Genomic DNA, 21,429 nt, shown 5'->3' with positions numbered 1-21,429 from the left:
CTAAATTCTCATAGAACCTGATGCGAGCTGGCGGAGGCGTTATCGTTGGAGCACTCATTTGGTGGGTGTTTGCCGCAAATATGGCTGTGAGTGCCGATTCCAAGAACTGGGACTATAAAGCTTATACCAAGGTGCGGTGAGTTTGACTCACCGCACCTTGGTATAAGGCCTCTTCCTGGCTTCCCTCAAGGGCGCATGATGGCATCGGCGAGAAAGTCCGTGCTCTTTCTGGCGGCGGCTTTCACGGGATCATTCGCCAAATGGGCAACCCGAGCCGTGGTTTGGATCTGCGTGTGCCCCAAGAGTTTGCCGATCATCGGCAGTCCTTCGCCCAGCGCGAGAGCGCCGCTGGCGTAGGAGTGGCACAAGTCGTGGATCCGAACATCGGGGAGCCTGGCCTGCTCCCGAATGCGCAGCCACGGATGTTGGAGATCTGTCAGGCGCGCCCCGTCCTTTCGGTCCGTGATGATCCAGGGATTGCCGTTGACGACGAAGACCTTTCGCCCATTGGGATAGATTCGCAGGCCGAAACCTCGGAGTTCGTCGTCCCAGATGACCTTTGTGCGATCCGAGATCTCGGTGTGGTCGACGGTGCGCTTGGTGAGCTTTGCCATACTTTTCCGGGGGTGATCAGCTTCAAGCCGATTTCAACGCCTGGATGGGCAAGTACAATGAGGCTCGGCCTTACCGGGGGGCTGGTGTTTGGGGCCCTTCGCACAATAGTATACCAAGATCGACACAAGGGTTACCTTTCCTGCCAACGCTCCATCATCATCGTGTAAAAGCGCTCTGCTGATGGGGACAAAGTTGCCCCTACGCGTCGAACGACGCCAACCGTTCTGGTGACGACCGGATCCACCAACGGCCTGCTTGCAATTGTTGGGTGGTCTCCAGATGGCAGGGACATGCGTGGCAATGCTGCAATTCCAAGTCCGGCCTCGACCAGACCCAACGAAGTGGACAGGTGCTGGACCTCGTAGAACCATTTCGGCCTGAGACCGGCGCGGCCGAGGGCGAGGTCGATGATGAGGCGGTTTCCGCTCGAACGTCCGACCGTGATGAAGCGGTGATTGGCCAGGTCTCGCCAGGCGACTGACGGGCATATCGAAAGTTCATGGTCTTTCCGGCAGGCCAGCACGAAGGGTTCTTCCACCAAAGGCGCGAACATGACATCGGGGTCATCGGAGCCGAGCAAGGTGATGCCGAAATCGACCTCGCGGTTCAACACGGCCTGTAGCACTTCGTTGGCACCGTCGTCGACGATGCGAATGCGAATGGCCGGATAGGCCTCGTTAAAGGCCCGTACGACATCGGGTAGGAAGTAATATGCGGCTGTGGGGATGCAGGCAATGCTGACGAGCCCCGACCGCCGCTCGGCGATTTCCCGCACAGACAGAAGAGAGGACTCGAAGTCGTCCAACAGCCGCCGCGCTCGCCCAAGAAAATCGCGCCCGACAGCAGTAAGCTCAACCCGGCGGGTGGTTCGCTCGAGAAGTGTGACCCCAAGCGCGGCCTCCAGTTTCTGTATGCGGCGCGTCAGCGCCGGCTGCGAGAGGTGGATGCTCTCGGCCGCTACCCCGAAATTACGCATCTCTGCCGTTGCGACGAAGGCGCTAAGGTCTTCTAGATCAATGTTCATGTTCTAAACACATTAATGGGTGTGAAAAATGCATTTCACACAATAACGCCAGGATGGCAAGACCTTTCCTCACAGTTGGCACCCGGTCAACGGGAGGAGAAACACTCAATGACCAAGATCCCTTGCGTTCTGATGCGCGGCGGCACGTCTCGTGGCCCGTTCTTCCTTGCCACCGACCTTCCGGCCGACCCCGCCGCGCGCGACGCAATCCTGATTTCCGCACTCGGCTCCGGACATCCTCTGCAGGTTGACGGCATTGGTGGCGGCAATCCCCTGACCAGCAAGGTGGCGATCGTCGGCCCGGGCTCGGTGCAGGGTGCCGATGTCGATTATCTGTTTGCCCAGGTGAACGTGGAGCGGGCGTTGGTTGATACGGCGCCGAATTGCGGCAACATGCTCGCCGCCGTTGGTCCTTTTGCAATCGAGAGTGGCTTGATCGCCGCTGGTGATCCAAGGACATCGCTCGTCATCCACAATGTCAACACGGGCAAGCTGATCGAGGCCACGGTCGAGACCCCGAACGGACGGGTGAATTATGAGGGGGCAATAGCGATCGCCGGTGTGCCGGGCACCGCAGCCCCCATCCGGCTCGTCTTTCTCGATGCCGCCGGGTCTAAGACGGGAAAATTCCTACCCAGCGGCCAGACCCATGATGTGCTCGACGGCCAGCAGGTGAGCCTGATCGACATGGCGGTGGCCGCGATGCTGGCAGATGCGCGGAGCTTTGGGAAGACCGGTGGAGAAACACCGGCCGAACTCGACGCAGATCGAGACTTCATGGCGCGGCTTGAGCGGGTCAGACGCTTGGCTGGCGAGGTCATGGGTCTTGGCGATGTTTCGGACCTCGTGGTGCCCAAACCGATCCTGCTCTCTCCAGCGGAATATGGAGGAACGATCCGGGCACGATATTTCGTGCCGCATGCTTGCCACATGGCGGTCGCGGTGACCGGTGCCGTTTGCATCGCCGCAGCCTGTTGTACCCCCGGCACGGTCGCCTATGCCGTGGCCGATTTGCCTGCACCCGATGCGGCCGGCCGTCGGCTGCTTCAAATCGAACACCCCTCGGGCGCGACGCCCGTCGAGGTCGAACAGGACCCTGCAACCGGAGAGATTGTTCGGGTCTCGTTAATCCGTACTGCAAGGCGGATTTTTGAAGGTATCGTGCATGTGCGCGACGCCGCTGCCTGACTCAGGCTTACAGAGGAAAAGAAAAACCGTGAGTATCCAGGGAGGAAAAAAATCATGAAAATCCAGAAGAAATCAACACTTGGCGCCGCGCTTGCCTGCGTCGTCGCGTTCAGTACCTTAGCGGCGCCCGCATCGGCGCAGGACTTCAGCGGCAAGACGATCGAATGGACCATTCCGTTCGGTGTGGGAGGCGGAACCGACGTATGGGCGCGTTTCTTTGCGCCGCAGTTCAGCGACGCCCTTCCGGGCAAGCCCAATGTCGTGGTGCTGAACGTACCCGGCGGCGGCTCGATTACGGGTGCGAACCAGTTCGCGGCGCGAGCTGGATCCGATGGGCTGGAGATCCTTGGCACATCGGCATCGACCCAGTTTCCCGCGATCCTTGGCGATCCGCGCGTGCGCTACGATTATGCGAATTGGACGGCTGTCCTCGCCTCGCCAACCGGCGGTGTCGTTTATCTGTCACCTGAGTATGGCGTGAGCAGCGCGGCGGACATCGAGGCTTTAAGAAAACCCGAGATCCGGTTCGCGGCACAGAGCGCAACAGGGCTCGAGATGCCAGTTCTTCTTGCTTTTGAGATGTTGGACCTGAAGGTCCGACCGGTCTTCGGTATGAAGAGCCGCGGCGAGGGACGCCTCGCATTCGAACGGGGCGAAGCGGGAATCGGCTTCCAGACCACGGCAGCTTACCTTAACAGTGTGGTTCCGCTGGTAAAGGAGGGTAAGGCCGTGCCGCTCTTTTCCCTTGGTGTCGTCAACGCCGATGGCAGCGTTTCACGCGACCCGTCCTTCCCGGATTTGCCGACTTTCGTGGAATTCTTTGAGCAAGCGACCGGTAGCGCGCCGAAGGGGCCTGCCTATGAAGCATGGCGGTCGCTGATGTTGGCAGGTTTCTCGCTGCAGAAAATGGTGGTTCTGCCCAAGGACGCTCCGGCAGACGTGATTGCAAGCTACGGCGATGCCGCTCACGCTATCGTCAATGCACCGGATTTCAGTGCGCGGGCGGGTGAAGAAATTGGCATATACCAACAGCTCGCCGGTCCGAAAGCCGATGCCGCATTGAAGCAGGCCCTGAAAATTGACCCTGCCGTCCGGGACTACCTGATCACCTGGTTGAAAGACAAGTTCAACGTCGCACTCTGACAATTGCCCGGCAGGGCCTCAGGGAGCCCTGTCGGTATTCATAATAATTGCCCGGCGGGGCCTCAGGCGGCTCCGTCGGTACGAATAATAAATGCCCGGCAGGGCCTTGGATGGTCGCGCCGGTAAATAATTAGGGAGGAAAAAACATGCTTGACGCGGCAATTCTCGCGCTAGGCCACGTCTTCACAGGCGATCATATCGGGTTTCTTTTGATCGGCGTCCTTGTCGGCCTCGTTGTGGGGATCCTCCCCGGACTTGGCGGGATCGCCGGCATGTCGATCCTCTTGCCGTTTCTCTACGGCATGGATACGACCTCGGCGCTTGGAATGCTGATCGGCATGGTCGCGGTCATCCCGACGGGTGATACCTTCACCTCGGTCATGATGGGTATTCCCGGTTCGAGCGCAAGTCAGGCGACGGTGCTCGACGGATTTCCGCTGGCCAAGAAGGGAGAGGCCGCTCGGGCACTCTCCGCGGCTTTCGCAAGCTCCCTTTTTGGCGGGGTGATCGGTGCGCTGATGCTGACCGTTGCCATCGTCATAGCGCGACCCCTTGTCCTCTCGTTTTCCTCGGCCGAGCTTTTTATGCTGACGCTCTTCGGCCTGTCCATGGTCGCGGTGCTGTCGGGCCGCAGTCTTGCGAAAGGTGTCGCTGCCGCTGGGCTCGGTCTGATCATCGGTATCATCGGAACCGCGCCAGCAACAGGGGAGCCGCGCCTGACATTCGGCATCGACTATCTCTATGACGGCATTCCTCTCGTTGCCGTGGCAATGGGGCTTTTCGCCATTCCCGAGATTATCGACCTTTTGAAGCGCGGCACGGCCATTTCCGAGAACACCGGCCTTGGTGGCGGCTGGGGAAAGGGGCTGCGCGACGTGCTGCGGCACCCTTGGCTCGTCGGTCGCTGCGCGTCTCTTGGTTGTATTATCGGTGCATTGCCGGGTTTGGGTGGGGCTGTGGTCGACTGGATTGCCTATAGCCACGTCGTTCAGACGAGCCGTGATAAAACCCAGTTCGGACGGGGGGACATTCGCGGCGTGATCGCGCCTGAATCGGCGAACAACGCCTGCCAAGGCGGAGCGCTGATCCCAACGCTGCTGTTCGGTGTGCCTGGGTCCGGCTCCATGGCTGTTTTCCTCGGCGGGATGGTCCTTCTCGGCATCCAGCCTGGCATCACAATGGTCGAAACGCGTCTCGACCTCACTTACTCTATCATCTGGTCTCTGGCGCTTGCCAACGTCTTCGGCGCGGGTCTCTGCGTGCTGCTGGCACGTTATGTCGCCCGGTTGACACAGGTGCCCTTCGTCTATCTCGCGCCCCTTATGATCATGATCACCATGTTTGCAGCCTATCAGGCGACGCGGTCGATTGCCGATCTGGTTGCGCTGATTGTGATGGGAGGCGTCGGTCTCTATATGCGTCGCTTTGGCTGGCCGCGTCCAGCTTTGCTGATCGGCTTTGTTCTGGCGCCCGGGGCGGAAGGATATCTCTACCAGGCGGTTCAGTTCTATGATTGGGCCTGGGTCTGGCGGCCGGGCGTTCTGATCATCGGTGCCATCACCATTGTTTCGGTCGTGCTCGGACTGCGCTATGGCTCAGCGGTTTCGAGCGAAGGCGAGACCGACCCGACCGCCACGGAAACCCGTCCCCGCCAGTTCGCCTTCGCGGCGTTGTTTTTGGTGGCAGCTTGCGTATGTATCGCCATGTCGCGCGACCTTAGCTTTCTTGGCAAGATCTTTCCGCTCGCTGTCGGGTTCCTGGCGGCGGGGGGCGCGCTCTGGGTGCTGACCCATCTTTACGGATCCCATGCCTCCGCCTTGCATGACGACGATGCGGGGTTCGCCCTCCGAGGGCGTTGGTCCGGACGGGAACTTTACCTCGGCGTCTGCGTCGTCGTGGTCTTGGGAATCTGGCTGATCGGCTTTCTCGGCGCGATGGCACTGTTTCTGCCAGCCTTCCTGATCGTTGCCGGAAACGCCCGGCCGCTCCGCGCGGGGCTCATTACCGCCTCGGCGTTGGCATTCATTTACGTCGTCACGACTGCCATGTCCCTCCGCCTGCCCGAGGGTCTGATCCAGACCACCTTGGGCTGGACCGCTTGAAGGAAAGGAGTCTCAAACAGCGAGAACGGGCCCCAGATTTCGGACAGGTGTTAAGTTGTCCAACTAAAAGGGGGCAACGTCTCATGTTTTCGTAAACAAAATAGGCCCGCTAAGCCAGAAATTTAAAGTGAAATGGGATCAACTTGAGTCAAGTTGATCCCATTTCACTTTCATTCCACAAGTCTTAGAGTGTCTTCGCGACCGAATTTGGCCTCGAAGATACTCTAGCGGGATTTTTCGTGTTTGGCTCAAGCAGACCTAAATCCCGGGAAAATCACGTCGCTTTTTCGGAGGGTCCATCGGCTCGATTTTCCTCTCTCACTTCTGGTTTTTCGGAGCGGTGTTTCTGGCCCGGAAGGGGAGGCTTACGGCAGGGTCCACGACAGGAGCTGTTTTCCCGTCACGGGGCTTTACCCCGTCCCCCACTGGGGCCGAAAGGCCCCAGACCCCGGGCTAAAAAAAGGGGGGGGTGGGGGCAAGTCCGGATTACGTCTACCGGGGGGGCTGGATGGAATTGGCGACCTCGATGATCGCCAGGGCGTATTCGGCGCGGACCCGTTCCTCGCTCATCTTCAGGCTGGAGGTGGAGCATTGAACGGCGGCAACAGGTCGACCGCTGCGGTCGTAGATGGGCGCCGCGACAGCGATTTCATTCATCAGATTCTGGCTTTCAGTGATGGCATATCCATCTCCGGCGGCCCGTTCCAGTGCTTCGGCCAGGACCGTCCGATCCGTAATGGTGCGCGAGGTGGCGCAGACGATGGGCCATGTCTCTGCAGCGATGCGTCGTTCTTCCAGCGGTAATGCAGAGACAATGGCGCGTCCGCTGGCCGTGTTCAAAGCCGGAAGGCGTCGCCCCAAGACCGTCGCACCGAAATTGGTCATCTGCGTGGGAATGCGCGTGATGTAAACGATGTCCTCGCCCACCAGTCGCGCGCAATTGACCCGCTCGCCCAACTCGTGACTCAGTTCGATGAGTTTGGGGAGCGCCAATTGGACTAAGGGATCTGCCCACAGGTAGGCCGACCCCAGTTCCAGATAGCGGATGGTCGGCCTGTAGCGCCGAGTCTCCGGATCCTTGCTGAGGTAGCCCAGCTTGTGGAGTGTATTGGCAAAGCGTTGGCAGGCGCTTTTATCGAGGCCCGACAGAGTCGCGATCTCATGGAGCCCCAGTTCCGTGTGATCCTCGCCAAAGACAGCCATGACCCGCAATCCCTTTTCCAGGGAGGCGACGAACAGGGTGTCCTGCTTTTCCTTCTTTTTCATGACCATAAAGTGGGCGTCCTTCGCAGGTGCACAAAAAGTAATCGGATCGCTTGACAGGCGCGACATCGAAACAATAAGCTAAAGAATAATACGGTATCAAGTATCATAATGTAATTCAACGGCATGACGCGAAGGAACACTGACCCATGGTCCATCTCCCCGTATCCTCGAAGTCCCGTTTCCTCGGCGCCGTCGGTTTGGCCGCCCTGATGGGTGCGACTACCCTGGCCTCGACCGCTGCCCTGGCTGGAAAAGCCGATGACACCTTGAACGTGGCCTTTACCAAAGAACTGGAATCCATCGACGCCTATTTTAATAACGCCCGAGAGGGTGTGATCATGTCCCAACAAGTATGGGACGGATTGGTCTACCTTGACCCGGAGACCAATACCTATAAAGGAAACCTTGCCACCGATTGGACCTGGGTCGACGACAAGACCTTGGATCTGACCCTGCGCGAAGGGGTCACCTTCCACAACGGCGAACCGTTCGACGCCGATGACGTGGTCTATACCGTTAATTTTGTGGCCAATCCGGACAATGGCGCGGTGACCCAGCGGAACGTGAACTGGATGGAAAGCGCCGAAAAACTGGGTCCCTACAAGGTCCGGATCCATCTGAAGGCGCCTTTCCCGGCGGCCTTGGCCTTCCTGTCCAACTCCGTGCCCATGTATCCCAACGAGTACTACGCCAAGGTCGGCCCCCAGGGCATGGCTCTCAAGCCCGTCGGGACGGGGCCCTATGCCGTGGAAAGCGTGGAGCCGGGCAAGCACTTCCTTCTAAAGGCCAACAAGAGCTATTTCGACGGACCGAAGGGCGCGGCGAAGATTGGGACGGTTGATATCCGCACCATTCCAGACATCAACACCCAGATGGCCGAACTGTTCTCCGGCGGTTTGGATTTCATCTGGGGCGTCCCCGCAGATCAGGCGGAAAAGCTTGCGGCGATGGACAAGCTCACTGTTGTCAATGGCGCGACCATGCGCATCGGCTACCTGGAAATGGACGCCGCAGGGCGCAGTGGTGATACCCCGTTCAAGGATGTTCGGGTTCGGAAGGCTATCGCCCATGCCATCGACCGGAAGGCCATCGTGGACAACCTGCTGAAGGGGGCGTCGGAAGTGGTGGACTCCGCCTGCTATCCCAGCCAGTTCGGATGCGAGCAGGACGTCGAAAAATATGACTACGACCCGGAAAAGGCCAAAGCCCTTTTGGCCGAAGCGGGCTATCCCGACGGTTTCGAGATCGACTTGAACGCCTATCGGGATAAGACCTATGCCGAAGCCATCATGTCCTACCTGTCTGCGGTGGGGATCAAGGCCAATCTGAAGATGATGCAGTATTCGGCCCTTCGGGATCTGCGGGACAAGGGGGAATCCTCCATTTCCTTCCAGACCTGGGGATCCTATTCGATCAACGATGTCACCGCTATCACCAGCCAGTTCTTCAAGTTCGGAACCCTGGATTATGCCCGCGACGAAGAGGTGCGCGACTGGCTGGAGGTTGCCGATACCACTGTCGACGAAGCGGCTCGCAAGGAGAACTATTCCAAGGCGCTCAAGAAGATCGCCGCCGAAGTCTATTGGCTGCCGTTGTTCTCCTATAACGCCAATTACGTCTTCAATAAGGACGCCGACTTCACGCCGACCCCCGACGCGTTGGTGCGCTTCTACGACATCTCCTGGAAGTAGGCGCGTGGAGTCCGGAGGGGCCGGGGTTCGGTCCCTCCCATTCCGTTGCGGTCCCCCCGTCGGGGTTCGTCCTTCGGGGTGACTGTGATCCCCGTCCACAACCAATCGGAAGAGAGCGGCCATGTTTGCGTTCACGCTCAAGCGCCTGGGGTTGGCGATCCTCGTGGGTCTCACCGTCTCCGCCCTCAGTTTCAGTCTGCTTTACCTCTCCGGCGATCCGGCTGCGGCCATCGCCGGAGAAAGCGCCAGTGCCGAGGATATCGCTACAGTGCGGGAGCACTACGGATTCGACCGGCCGATGATCGTACAGTATGCCGATTGGTTAGGCGGGGCGTTGCAGGGAGATCTGGGGGACAGCTATTACTTCAAGATGCCCGTGTCGGAGCTGATCGGCGATCGCCTGTCGGTGACCATGACCTTGGGTGTCTGTGCCATTCTCTTTGCCCTGGTCGTCGCCATTCCCTTGGGGGTTGCAGCGGCCTTGCGGCCCAATTCCCTGGTGGATCGACTGGCCCTGTTCCTGTCGGTGATGGGGCAGGCCATGCCGAGCTTCTGGTTTGGCCTGCTGCTGGTCGTCCTGTTCTCCATCAAACTGGGATGGTTGCCCCCATCCGGCTCCGAGCATTGGCAGAATTTCGTCATGCCCACCATCGTTCTTGGGTATTACGCCATGCCCGCGATCATGCGCCTGACCCGGGCGGGCATGCTGGATGTGATGGGGGCAGACTACATCCGGACGGCCCGGGCCAAGGGGGCCTCTCCTGGTCGGGTGGTGTTCAAACATGCCCTGCGCAATGCCGTGGTGCCGGTTGTCAGCCTGTCCGCCGTGCAGATGGGGTTCATGCTGGGGGGCTCCGTCGTGGTGGAGTCCATTTTCGCCCTCCACGGCGCGGGCTATCTGGCCTGGGAATCCATCGGTCGCAATGATCTGCCGACGGTACAGGCCTTGATCCTGATTTTCTCCGGCTTTTACGTCGTCTTCACGTTCCTTTCGGATTTGGTCAATTGCTGGCTGGATCCGCGCATGCGGGTGGGGTGAAACCATGAGCACAACCGAATATATACAGGAGTTACCCCGGGAGACCCGTCTCGCGCAATTCTTCCGTCGGGCTTTGCCCCATCGCGGATTCCTGTTTGGCGCCGGGACCCTTCTGGTGATCGTGGTTTTGGCCATTTTCGCCCCGGTGTTGACCTCACATGATCCCTATACCCAGGATCTGTTTGCCCGGATGAAACCACCCTTTTGGATGGAGGGGACAGATCCCTCCCATTTACTGGGGACCGATCACCTGGGGCGCGATTATCTGGCCCGTCTGCTGTACGGGGCACGGATTTCCCTGATGATCGGTCTGGCTGCGGCGGTTATTTCCGGCCTGATCGGGACGACCTTGGGTGTGGCAGCAGGCTATTTCGGTGGCCGGGTGGACATGGTCGTGTCCTTCCTGATCAACGTGCGCCTGGCCATGCCGGTGGTGCTGGTGGCGCTGGCCGTGGTGGCCCTGCTGGGCGGATCGCTGAATGTCGTCATCGGCGTGTTGGGTCTGCTGCTCTGGGACCGCTTCGCGGTGGTCATGCGAAGTTCCGTCATGCAGGTGCGTGATCTCGAATATGTCAACGCCGCCAAGGCCGTGGGCTGTTCGACCCTGCGCGTTCTGCTATCGGAGATCATGCCCAATGTGGTCAACAATCTGATCGTCGTCCTGACCCTGGAGATGGCCCATGCGATCCTGCTGGAGGCCGCACTGTCCTTCCTGGGGTTGGGTGTGCAACCCCCCACGCCTTCTTGGGGTCTGATGATTTCCGAGGGCAAGAACATGCTGCTGTTCGAACCCTGGTTGATCGCCATTCCTGGGGTCTGCCTGTTCGTTCTGGTCCTGGCGATCAACTTGATGGGTGACGGTCTGCGGGACGTCACAGCACCCGAAAACCGGGGATAGGAGGTGATCATGGACAACCAAGAACCCATCCTGCGCGTCGAGGGGCTGACCATCGACATCCCCATGGCCAAGGGGACGCTGCACGCGGTGCGGGGCATCGACTTCTCCCTGCGGCGCGGAGAGACGCTTTGTATCGTGGGCGAGTCTGGAAGCGGCAAATCCCTCACCTCGCTGGCGGTCATGGGCCTGCTGGGGAAGACCCTGAAGCGCTCGGCCAAGACCCTGTCCTTCGCAGGCATCGACCTGATGGCCCAATCGGAACGGGACATGCGCCACCTGCGCGGCGACCGCATGGCGATGATCTTCCAGGAGCCCATGACCTCCCTGAATCCCGCCTACACCATCGGTGACCAGTTGATCGAGGCGCTCACGCTCCATCGACCGGTGTCGCAGGGGGAGGCGCGGGCGCGAGCCGTCGACCTGCTGGGCAAAGTGGGTATCACCGCTGCGGAAAGCCGCCTGTCCCAATACCCGCACCAACTGTCCGGCGGCCTGCGCCAGCGGGTGATGATCGCCATGGCCCTGATGTGCGAACCCGAGCTGATCATCGCCGATGAGCCGACAACGGCCCTGGACGTGACCATCCAAGCCCAGATTCTGCGCCTGTTGAAGGACCTGCAGCGGGAAATGAACATGGCCCTGATCCTGGTCACCCATGACTTGGGCGTGGTGGCGCGCATTGCTGACCATGTTGCGGTGATGTACGCGGGCGAAGTGGTGGAATGGGGTCCGGCCCGCGCCGTCTTCGACGCACCCAATCACCCCTATACCCGGGGCTTGCTCTCCTGCATCCCCGTGCCGGGTAAGACCCGGCCTGGGGATCACCTGGGCTCCATTCCCGGTATCGTGCCCTCCCTGGTGGGGAAAGTTGAGGGTTGCGCCTTCCGGGGGCGCTGTGCGGAGGCGCAGGAGGCCTGCGCCGGGCCCATTCCCATCCATGATCAGGATGGCCATCACCATAGCTGCGTCCACGCCCAGGCCCAAACCCAAGGCAGGGAGATCCCGGCATGAGCAGGTCCAAATCCGCAGTCCAGCCCATCGTTTTGGAATTGACCGACATCACCAAGACCTATCAGGTCCGTCCGGGCCTGTTCGCCAAACCCAAACCCTTGCATGCTTTGGGGGGGGTGAACCTGCGGGTCCGCAAGAAGGATGTGTTGGGACTGGTGGGCGAGTCCGGATGTGGCAAGTCCACCCTGGCCAAGATTCTGCTGGGCTTGGAAGCACCGACAAGCGGTGCTGTCCTCATTGATGGCAAGGAGGTCGCTCCCGGTGACCGGCGCCAGTTCAGTCGCCGGATCCAACCCATTTTCCAGGACCCCTATTCCTCCCTCAATCCCCGGAAAACGGTGGAGGAAATCGTGTCCCTGCCTCTCGTGGTCCACAAGATTGGGGATCATGCCGAGCGGGCCCGCAAGGTGTCCGAGATGCTCGATCTGGTGGGCCTGCCGGAGCGGGCGCGGCGCAATACGCCGAACCAGATGTCCGGTGGCCAACGTCAGCGGGTGGCCATCGCCCGAGCCCTGGTGATGAAGCCTGAAATCCTGATCTGTGACGAGCCCACCTCCGCGCTGGATGTCTCGGTGCAGAGCCAAATCCTGAACCTGCTGACGGACCTGCGGTCCGAACTGGATCTGACCTACCTGTTCATCAGTCATAACCTGGCCGTGGTGGAGCATCTGGCCACCACCGTGGCGGTCATGTACCTGGGCAAGATCGTCGAGGAGGCGCCTGCGGCCGACCTGTTTGCCGGACCGCGTCACCCCTATACCAAGGCCTTGCTGGAGTCCGTCTTGACGCCGGATCCGTCGATGGGCGTGCCGGACACCCATCTGGGGGCGGCCTATCCCAATCCCATCGATCCGCCCAAGGGGTGCCATTTCCATCCCCGCTGCGCCGAAGTCCGGGACATCTGTTCCAGCGCATGGCCGCCTCGCATCGCCGACCACAAATCCCGTGTCCGCTGCCACCTGTATGGCGACCGGGACATGCCCCTTTATCCGCCAGAGGGAGCGCCTGATCGGGCCATGGTGACTCATGCATAATTTCTCCTCCTCCCAACAGGTCCGTAAGGTGGTCGTCCCTGCGCGTGGAGGGGTGGTTGCCGCCCAGCACCGCCGCGCTGCGGAGGTGGGGGCAGAGGTCCTCGCCGCCGGGGGCGACGCCATTGATGCCGCAGTGGCCACTTCTTTTGCCATTGGGGTTGTGGAACCCTGGATGAGCGGTCCCGCCGGGGGCGGTGCCATGGTCATCTGGCGCGCGGCCGAGCGCCGGGCGGAGACCGTCTTCTTCGGCATGCGCTCCCCCCGAAGCCTCGATCCCGCTGCCTTCCCGCTGGAGGGCTCGGGCCGGGCCTCGGATTTGTTCCCCTGGGCCAGCGTGGTCGAGGATCGCAATGTCTCCGGTCCCCTGTCCATCGCTGTTCCCGGAACCGTCGCGGGCATGGGGCTGGCCCATGGCCGCCATGGCCGACTCCCCTGGGCGGAGCTGTTGGCGCCGGCGGTTTCCCTGGCCCGCGAGGGCCTGCTGGTGGACTGGTACGCCTCCCTTATGATGGCTTCGGCCACCCGGGAGCTGGCGCGGGATCCGGACGCTGCGGCCCTGTTTTTGGAAGACGGATGCTGGCCGACGATTGCCGGATGGACGGCCCTGTCCGCCAAACGCCTGGACCAGTCCCGCCTGGCCGACACCCTGGATCGCTTGGCCCTGGCGGGCCCCGGCGACTTCCAGACCGGCGAGATCGCCCGGGCCATGGTGGCCGATGTCCGAGACAAGGGGGGAGTCCTGTCCCTCGACGACATGGCGGCCTACCGGGCCGAAGTCCTGCCCACCCGCACCGCGTCCTATCGGGGGGGCGTGGTCCATGCGGCGGGCGGGCTGACCGCCGGGCTGGAACTGGTCGACTGCCTGACCATGCTGGAGGGCGCCTTTACCCCTGGTCCGAAACCGGATCCAACCTCCCACGCCGCCCTCGCGCGCGCGCTGAAGGCGGTCTACGCGGCGCGTCTGACAGAGCGCGGCCACGGCGAGGCACCCCATGCCCCGGCCTGCACCACCCATTTCAGCGTGGTGGATCGGCACGGCAATATGGTCGCCGTGACCCAGACCTTGTTGTCTGTCTTCGGGTCCAAGGTGCTTTCGCCCCGCACGGGTCTGCTGATGAACAACGGCGTCATGTGGTTCGATCCGGAGCCGGGCAAGCCCAATTCCCTTGCGCCGGACAAGGGCTGCCTGATGAACGTCTGTCCGGCCATCGGCGAAAAGGACGGGCGGCGCTTTGCCCTGGGCGCCTCGGGGGGGAGGAAGATCCTGCCTGCGGTGCTGCATCTGACGTCCTTCCTCATGGACCATGGCCTGTCCTTGGAAGAGGCCTTCCACCAGCCCCGCGTCGATGTCAGCGGCGGGGAGACCCTGATCGCCGATGAGGCCCTGGAGCCAAAGGTGCTGGATGCCCTGGCTGAGGTGGCCCCCACCGTCACCACAAAGCGGACCGTTTTCCCCTATGCCTTCGCCTGTCCGGCGGGCGTGCTGCGGCAGGGCGGCCTGAACATGGGGTGTACGGAAATCATGTCTCCCTGGGGGGACGCGGTGGCTGAACCTGAGCCCGCCCTGGATTAGGCAGAACAAAAACAAGAAAGGATCGTTTACCCATGACCACCCGAGAGACGGCCCTTGCGGCCATTGATACATACTTCCAGTCCGGCGGTTTCGTTGCCGATCTGTCCCGCCGTGTGGCATTCCAGACCGAAAGCCAGGAGATCGGCCAGCGCGGGGAACTGGTCCGCTACCTGACCGAGGAGATGATCCCGGTTCTGAAGGACCTGGGGTTTACCACGCGCATCCTGCCCAACCCGGTCATGGAGGGGGTCCCCTTCTTGCAGGCGGAACGGATCGAGGATCCGGCCTTGGAAACCGTGTTGATCTACGGTCATGGGGACGTGATCCGGGCCCAGACCGGCAAATGGCGGGAGGGGTTGGCTCCCTTCACCGGGGTTGTCGAAGGAGATCGCTTCTATGGTCGGGGCGTGGCCGATAATAAGGGGCAGCACACCATCAATATCGCTGCCCTCGACAAGGTCATCACCACCCGGGGACGGCTGGGCTTCAACGTTAAGATCATCCTGGAAATGGGTGAGGAAGCGGGATCCCCTGGCCTGTCGGAGCTGTTCGCCGCCCATTCCGAGCTGTTCGCCGCCGATGTGCTGATTGCCTCGGACGGCCCCCGACTGACCCCGGAGCGGCCGACGCTGTTCATGGGCTCTCGGGGGGCGGTGAACTTTACCCTGCGGGTGGACCTGCGCGACGGCGCGCACCATTCGGGCAACTGGGGCGGACTGCTCAAGGATCCGGGCGTGGTTCTCTCCCATGCCATCGCCCGGATCGTTGACCGGCGGGGGCAGATCCAAATCCCCGAATGGCGGCCCACCAGCTTGACCCCCGAGGTCAAGGAGGCCATTGCCGATTGCCCGGTGGAAGGGCGGGGAGGGCCAGCCATCGATACTGATTGGGGGGAGGAAAGTCTGACCCCGGCAGAACGGGTCTTCGGCTGGAACAATTTCGCCGTTTTGGCCCAGACCAGCGGTGTCCCGGAAGCGCCGGTCAATGCCATCGCCCCCAATGCCGTGGCCCATTGCCAGCTCCGCTACGTGGTGGGCACGGATCGGGATGATATTCTCCCCGCCCTGCGCCGCCATTTGGACCGGGAAGGTTTTCCGGAGGTCACCGTGGTTCCCTCCGAACAGGCGGATTTCATTGCCACCCGCCTGGATCCCACCCATCCTTGGGTGGGACGGGTTGCGGCCTCGATCGAGAAGACCACGGGCAAGCGTCCCGCCCTTCTGCCGAACTTGGCAGGATCGATCCCCAATCAGGCGTTCTCTGAGATCCTGGGCATGCCGACGGTCTGGGTCCCCCATTCCTATCCGGGTTGCTCCCAGCATGCCCCGAACGAGCACATCCTGTTGTCCCAGTCCCGGGAAGCCTTGGCCATGATGACCGGTGTGTTCTGGGATATTGGCGCCTCGGTTGCTTGATGTCGCCTCCCACCCCGTCCTGTCCTAAGAGGATCTGGCCTGATTTGTGACATCACGGTATACGACTCCCGTCACGGGGCTTTGCCCCGTTCCCCCCCCTCTTTGGCGAGACTGGGTCCGAACGGCCCCAGACCCCAGGCTCTTACTTTGTAGAAGAAAAATGGGGGTTTGGGGGCATTTGCCCCCAAATGGGTTTGGGCAATCGCCCAAAAACGACGTGACACTGTTGTGTACCGTGCTGTGACAGAGGTCAGATACTCTAGGACCTCGTTTTATCGCATTTTTATGCGCAAAGCTGGTTCCCGGTTTTGCGCGAAATGCTCTCTAAACTTCACGAGACCCGCTGATGACAGACCGGACCGATCCCCTCTCCCTCTCCGCCATGGAGGCCCGACGTTTGATTGGGCGCCGGGCCCTCTCTCCCGTCGAATTGGCCGAGGCGGCCATTGCCCGGGTGGAAGCCGTCAATCCGGCGGTCAACGCCCTGGTGGCCCATGATTTCGACCGGGTGATGACGGACGCCCGGAAGGCCGAGGAGCAGGTGATGGCGGGGGAGCCCTTGGGGCCTTTGCATGGCCTACCCTTGGGGGTGAAGGACATGGTGGATGTGGCCGGTCTGCCGACCACTTACGGATCGGAGCTGTTCGCCGACAATTGGGTGACCCGGGATGATCCCATGGTTGCGGCCTTGAAACAGGCGGGGGCCGTGGTCCTGGGCAAGACCAACAATCCGGAATGGAGCGCCGGAGGCAATACCCGGAACCGGGTCTATGGTGCGACGGCCAATCCCCACGACCTGACCAAGACCTGTGCGGGATCCTCCGGTGGGTCGGCGGTGACCCTGGCGACGGGGATGACCATGCTGTCCACCGGATCGGATACCGGCGGCAGTCTGCGCAATCCGGCGGCTTTCTGCGGGGTGGTCGGCTTCCGCCCCTCGCCGGGTGTGGTGCCGGGCGATGGCCGGGGCGTCGCCTTGATCCCCCTGCCGACCAACGGGCCGATGGCGCGCACCGTGGCCGATACCGCGCTGATGCTATCGGTTCAGATGCGCGCCGATCCCCTGGACCCCTGGACCTCCCTGGTGGAGGGAAGACTCCATGGGGATCCGAAGGATTTCAAGCGGTTGCCCCGGGTGGATCTGTCATCCCTGCGGGTCGCGGTGACGGAGGATCTCGGCTTCGCCCCGACAGAGCGGGTGATTCGGGACAGCTTCCAGGACAAGCTGGCGCTGTTCAGCTCTGCTTTTGGGGAGGTGGCGCAGGATCATCCCGATTGCGACGAGGCAGACCGGGCCTTTTCAGTCCTGCGGGCGGTGAGTTTCCTGTCCCAGCACCATCGGCGGGTCCTGGACCATCCGGACAAGGTCGGCCCGAATGTGCGCGACAATGTGGAGGAGGGTTTGGGCTATTCGGCCTTGGACGTGACCGAGGCTCTGCTGATCCAGGGGCGTCTGTACCGGAACTGGCAAGGGTTCTTCGCGGCCCATGATGTCGTCCTGGCGCCAGCCGTGACCCTTAGTCCCCGGGATTGGCATGAACTCTATCCTGCGGACATAGACGGTGTGCCGACGAAGAGTTATTACCATTGGCTGGCCATGGCCTATGCTGCCACCCTGGCCGGGCATCCCTCCGTTACCATCCCCGCCGGGCGGGACCGGCTGGGGCTGCCTTTTGGCTTGCAGATCATTGGTCCCAAGGGGGGGGACCTGAAGACCCTTGCGGTGGCCGCAGAGCTGGAAGCCCTGTTCTCCGGTGTGGAGGCCCTTCAACCGCCCCGGGTGGACCTGGAGATGCTCCGCTCCGCTCCCCCTCTGCGCGAGGCCCCCGGTTTCATGGGGTTTGCCTGATCTTCGGGCATTTGCACCTCTCTCTCCACCTGCTCAAAGAGCCCAAGCCCCCATTTTTTTATGGCTTGGGGTCTGGGGCCTTTCGGCCCCAGTGGGGGACGGGGCAAAGCCCCGTAACGGAAAAACGCCCCTTTCGTGTACCGTGTTTAAAGTCAACTCGTTCAAATCCGGTATTGACCAAATATAACCGTTTGGACATGCAAAGACCACCAACTGAGGTTTTAGGGACCGCTTGGGTGTCACATGCAAAGAAATCGCGGGCCTTCTTTCCTAAGTCGGATATATTTCCAAAATATGATCACAGCGGGCGCTCCATGCCGAGAGAACGGAATAGCCCGGTCGCCAAAGGGCCAGTCGCCAAAGGGCCAGTCGCCAAAAGGTATGCGCCATGAAGGGTCGAGTGACCGGTCAACATTCGATGCGGAACGGCGAGCCCTATGATGTGGCGGTGATCTCGACCGCGGCCTTGCCGTGGCGGACGGGGCCTTCGTATTTTTCCCTTTGGCACGCAGCCGGCCTTAAGGCGATGGGCCTCAGCGTCATCTATGTTGTCCCTTGGGTGGAACCAGCCTGCCAGCGCCTGTGGGGAGAGCCAATTTATCGGACCTTCGCCGAACAGGCCGAAGCGATGCACCTTGAGGCGGACCGGATCGGTTGCCCGCCGCTTCCTGATATCGTCTCATATAAGGCGCGCGTGTGGTGGCTCGCGCGCTCCATCGTGCCGATGGTTGACGTCTTCCGGGTGACGCCTCCGGCCCGGGCCTTGGTGCTGCACGAGCCGGAACATCTGGCTTGGCTGCCATGGACAACACCGCGTCGACGTCTTTCTGCGAACCGGGTCCTCGGCATTGTCATGACCAATTACGAGGATTACGTGCGGTCCGCTCATGCCAATCGTGGCGTTCCGCAGTGGCTTGCGCGGGGAGCGTCTCGGCTGGTGACGCGCTATCACAGAAGTCGGATCCTGCGGCATACGGATATCGCCGTGCCGCTGTCTGGCGCGGTCAGAGAGGTCGTCGATATCGGCGATCATATGCGCGAAGCGCGTGTGACCGGTGTTACCGCTCCTTGGGTCGCCGTTCCGCCCGTTGGCGAGGATACGAAAGCGGTGTATTTTCTCGGCCGCCTGATTTGGGAGAAGGGGCTTGCTGATGTCATCGAGGTTTCGAAGCGCTCGGGTCTGGCCATAGACGTGATTGGCGATGGTGCGGACAAGGATGCGGTCCATGAGAAGGCCCGGGCAGAGGGGGCACCGCTCACCTTTTTAGGACCTTCAGCAGAGCCTTGGACGCTGATCGCGCCGTATCGCGTTTTCTTTAATCCCTCGCGCAGCGAAGTCCTGTGTACGACCACGGCGGAAGCGCTGGTGGCGGGGCGGCATGTCGTCATCCCGGAATGTCCTGCGAACGTCCCCTTTCGGGCCTACCCCAATACCCATTTCTTTACGGATACCGAGAGTGCGATCACAGCTCTTCACGCGGCGCTGGCGGAGCCTCCCGCGCCGCCCGATGCCGTTCGGCGTGACTTCGATTGGCGGCAGGCCTGCCGAACCGTCGCCGCTTTGTGCGAACTGGAAATTCCCCATGACACCTTGAGAAAATCCCGGGTAATCCCGAACAGATTGTAGCGATCATTTTCTTCTCGGTCTAAAAGTCAATATTGATAAAATCAAGAAAGGCCTGTTTTCATGTCGTCGCAGAACATTCTTGTAACCGGGGGGGCTGGATATGTTGGAAGCCATGTCTGTAAGGCCCTTGCTGAAGAGGGGTGGACGCCCATTACCTATGATAATCTTTCCAATGGGCATGAATGGGCGGTGCAATGGGGGCCCCTGGAAATTGGCGATATCCGAGATCGAGAACGCCTGAAATCGATTGTTCAGACGTACAATCCTGCGGGGGCCCTGCATTTTGCGGGACGGATTGAGGTCGGTGAGTCCATTCGTCAGCCGATCCTTTTTTACGACATCAATGTGAATGGAACACTCGTCTTGGTTGACGTTTTGGTTGAGGCCGGAGTCGAAGCCTTGATCTTTTCCAGCACGGCGGCAACTTATGGCCTGTTGAACCATTGGCCCGTGTCTGAAGAGCACCCCTGCGCCCCTTTCACCCCCTATGGTCGTTCGAAATTTATGGCCGAACAGGTGATATCCGATAGTGGGACCTCCCATGGGTTGAAGTGGACGACCCTTCGGTATTTTAACGCGGCTGGGGCGGCTCCTTCTGGAGAGCTGGGCGAGGCGCATAGAAACGAAATCCATTTGATTCCGTTGGTGATCCAGGCCGCCATGGGCAAGCGGCAGGCTTTCTCGATCTATGGGACTGATTACGCCACGCCGGACGGAACATGCATTCGCGATTTTATTCACGTTACCGATTTGGCTGCAGCCCATGTCTCCGCTCTCAAGCGATTGCTGGGGGGGGGAGAGTCCGTCCTTCTCAACCTTGGAACAGGGGTGGGAGTTTCGGTTTTGGAGGTGGTTAAAGCCCTGGAAGAGGTGGCGGGCGTGCCTGTCCCGACGGAAATTCAGGATCGTCGCGTCGGAGACCCTCCCATCTTAGTGGGGGACCCACGCCGGGCGCAGACCGTTCTGCCCTGGATGCCCCAGCGCAGTGATTTGATCTCTATCCTTGCAGATGCCTGGGCCTGGCATACCAGCGATTTTTGCGCGCAGCTCGAACTCTAATGTCTTCATTCTTAACCACATAGAGCGATTGAAGTGACCAAAGCGTCACGCATATCGCTCTATGTGGTTTTCGTCCGGAAGGTGTTGGCTGTGGGTCTTGATTGGTCGAGTCGAGGGGATGTTTCCGCCGACGAAGGCCTCTCGGACTTAACTGTCGACCTCGATCCATCACCGGCTTTAAAAAAAATCTTGTGAGCGGCGCTCTTTTCATAAATTTTTCTAACTCTTTGTTGCAAAGCAGTTTTTTGACTTTATTGATCAAGAATAGGACCACGTTTGGATCATAAAATGACTCAAGGAATTGAGTAGAATCACAAATATGGAAAGTTTTCCGGAAATTGATTTCACCTAATCCTCGAAATGCCCTATAACCGCAGCCGTCATTCAAAGGTTAGAAGATTTGGTTGAGCGTGGATAATTCTCGCCAAGCCCAAGATTTTCCTTCCAAGAAATCGGCAATATCCGCGCCTCGCCAATGCGATGCGCATGACCTCTATCGATGAAAGGGTTTCCCAAATGGCTACGGGAACCGTCAAATGGTTTAACGCTCAGAAGGGCTTCGGCTTCATCAGTCCCGATGAAGGTGGCAGCGATGCCTTCGTTCACATCAGCGCCGTCGAGCGGGCTGGCATGAGCGATCTGCGCGAAGGCCAAAAGCTGGGCTTCGACGTTATCTCCGATCCCAAAACCCACAAGTTGTCTGCCGCGAACCTCAAGGATCTTGGCTGATAACGGCGGATGAGGTGCTTCCTTCCGTTCGGACGATGTCGCGGCTGATTTAAGCAGACGCCAAGTTCGGACGCGTTGGGATGACGCCTTGTTGGATCGCTAAAACAAACACCCTGTCCGGGGCATTCCCTGGACAGGGTGTTTGTCTGTTTGGAAGATGGCGCCG

The 21,429-nt window shown here is 60.6% G+C and carries 17 protein-coding genes; 14 read left to right on the top strand and 3 right to left on the bottom strand.

Annotation, left to right across the window (positions count from 1 at the left end; translation table 11 throughout):
- Positions 1–185: 185 nt before the first annotated feature.
- Positions 186–614 (bottom strand): hypothetical protein, encoded by a 429-nt coding sequence (locus ACLIRY_RS04990; protein ID WP_413204261.1) that lies wholly within the window; start codon positions 612–614, stop codon positions 186–188.
- A gap of 131 nt (positions 615–745) precedes the next feature.
- Complete coding sequence (locus ACLIRY_RS04985; protein ID WP_413204260.1) at positions 746–1,639, bottom strand: LysR substrate-binding domain-containing protein; 894 nt, start codon at positions 1,637–1,639, stop codon at positions 746–748.
- Between the two features lie 108 nt (positions 1,640–1,747).
- Here ACLIRY_RS04985 and ACLIRY_RS04980 point away from each other — a divergent pair, with 108 nt between their 5' ends.
- From ACLIRY_RS04980 to ACLIRY_RS04970, 3 genes are all read left to right on the top strand, one after another.
- Positions 1,748–2,827: a 4-oxalomesaconate tautomerase gene (locus ACLIRY_RS04980; protein WP_413204259.1), complete on the top strand. Its 1,080-nt coding sequence runs from the start codon at positions 1,748–1,750 to the stop codon at positions 2,825–2,827.
- A 54-nt stretch (positions 2,828–2,881) separates the two neighbouring features.
- A complete protein-coding gene (locus ACLIRY_RS04975) occupies positions 2,882–3,970 on the top strand; it encodes a Bug family tripartite tricarboxylate transporter substrate binding protein (protein WP_413204258.1) in 1,089 nt (362 codons plus the stop codon).
- Positions 3,971–4,116: 146 nt separating this feature from the next.
- The gene (locus ACLIRY_RS04970) at positions 4,117–6,072 is read left to right on the top strand and encodes a tripartite tricarboxylate transporter permease (RefSeq protein ID WP_413204257.1); all 1,956 of its coding nucleotides are present in this window, start codon (positions 4,117–4,119) and stop codon (positions 6,070–6,072) included.
- Between the two features lie 492 nt (positions 6,073–6,564).
- On the opposite strand, the gene ACLIRY_RS04965 is transcribed toward ACLIRY_RS04970, so the two are convergent.
- On the bottom strand, positions 6,565–7,344 hold the full coding sequence (locus ACLIRY_RS04965) for an IclR family transcriptional regulator (protein WP_413204256.1): 780 nt from the start codon (positions 7,342–7,344) through the stop codon (positions 6,565–6,567).
- 140 nt (positions 7,345–7,484) lie between these two features.
- On the opposite strand from ACLIRY_RS04965, the gene ACLIRY_RS04960 reads away from it, so the two are divergent.
- The 11 genes from ACLIRY_RS04960 (at position 7,485) to ACLIRY_RS04910 (ending at position 21,263) form a co-directional block, all read left to right on the top strand.
- Positions 7,485–9,029, top strand: coding sequence for an ABC transporter substrate-binding protein (locus tag ACLIRY_RS04960; RefSeq protein ID WP_413204255.1), 1,545 nt, complete (start codon positions 7,485–7,487; stop codon positions 9,027–9,029).
- A gap of 121 nt (positions 9,030–9,150) precedes the next feature.
- Positions 9,151–10,068, top strand: a complete 918-nt coding sequence (locus ACLIRY_RS04955) for an ABC transporter permease (protein ID WP_413204254.1) — start codon at positions 9,151–9,153, stop codon at positions 10,066–10,068.
- Between the two features lie 4 nt (positions 10,069–10,072).
- Positions 10,073–10,966, top strand: a complete 894-nt coding sequence (locus tag ACLIRY_RS04950) for an ABC transporter permease (protein ID WP_413204253.1) — start codon at positions 10,073–10,075, stop codon at positions 10,964–10,966.
- A 9-nt stretch (positions 10,967–10,975) separates the two neighbouring features.
- Positions 10,976–11,977 (top strand): ABC transporter ATP-binding protein, encoded by a 1,002-nt coding sequence (locus ACLIRY_RS04945; protein WP_413204252.1) that lies wholly within the window; start codon positions 10,976–10,978, stop codon positions 11,975–11,977.
- The gene (locus ACLIRY_RS04940; protein WP_413204251.1) at positions 11,974–13,011 is read left to right on the top strand and encodes an ABC transporter ATP-binding protein; all 1,038 of its coding nucleotides are present in this window, start codon (positions 11,974–11,976) and stop codon (positions 13,009–13,011) included. Before ACLIRY_RS04945 ends, ACLIRY_RS04940 begins: the two co-directional genes overlap by 4 nt.
- Positions 13,004–14,584: a gamma-glutamyltransferase gene (locus ACLIRY_RS04935; protein WP_413204250.1), complete on the top strand. Its 1,581-nt coding sequence runs from the start codon at positions 13,004–13,006 to the stop codon at positions 14,582–14,584. The genes ACLIRY_RS04940 and ACLIRY_RS04935 overlap by 8 nt, the downstream gene beginning before the upstream one ends.
- Positions 14,585–14,616: 32 nt before the next feature.
- Positions 14,617–15,999, top strand: a complete 1,383-nt coding sequence (locus ACLIRY_RS04930) for a M20 family metallopeptidase (protein ID WP_413204249.1) — start codon at positions 14,617–14,619, stop codon at positions 15,997–15,999.
- A gap of 346 nt (positions 16,000–16,345) precedes the next feature.
- The gene (locus tag ACLIRY_RS04925; protein WP_413204248.1) at positions 16,346–17,848 is read left to right on the top strand and encodes an amidase; all 1,503 of its coding nucleotides are present in this window, start codon (positions 16,346–16,348) and stop codon (positions 17,846–17,848) included.
- Between the two features lie 388 nt (positions 17,849–18,236).
- Positions 18,237–19,475, top strand: a complete 1,239-nt coding sequence (locus ACLIRY_RS04920) for a glycosyltransferase (protein WP_413204247.1) — start codon at positions 18,237–18,239, stop codon at positions 19,473–19,475.
- A gap of 60 nt (positions 19,476–19,535) precedes the next feature.
- Positions 19,536–20,534 carry a UDP-glucose 4-epimerase GalE gene (gene galE / locus ACLIRY_RS04915; RefSeq protein ID WP_413204246.1) on the top strand — a complete coding sequence of 333 codons (999 nt, stop codon included), beginning with the start codon at positions 19,536–19,538 and terminating at the stop codon, positions 20,532–20,534.
- Between the two features lie 516 nt (positions 20,535–21,050).
- On the top strand, positions 21,051–21,263 hold the full coding sequence (locus tag ACLIRY_RS04910; protein WP_413204772.1) for a cold-shock protein: 213 nt from the start codon (positions 21,051–21,053) through the stop codon (positions 21,261–21,263).
- Positions 21,264–21,429: the final 166 nt, after the last annotated feature.

This window comes from Rhodospirillum sp. A1_3_36 (assembly GCF_047263945.1).
Lineage (GTDB): Bacteria > Pseudomonadota > Alphaproteobacteria > Rhodospirillales > Rhodospirillaceae > Rhodospirillum.
Note: the sequence above shows the minus strand (reverse complement) of the source record. Positions and strands in the feature narration are given on the sequence as shown.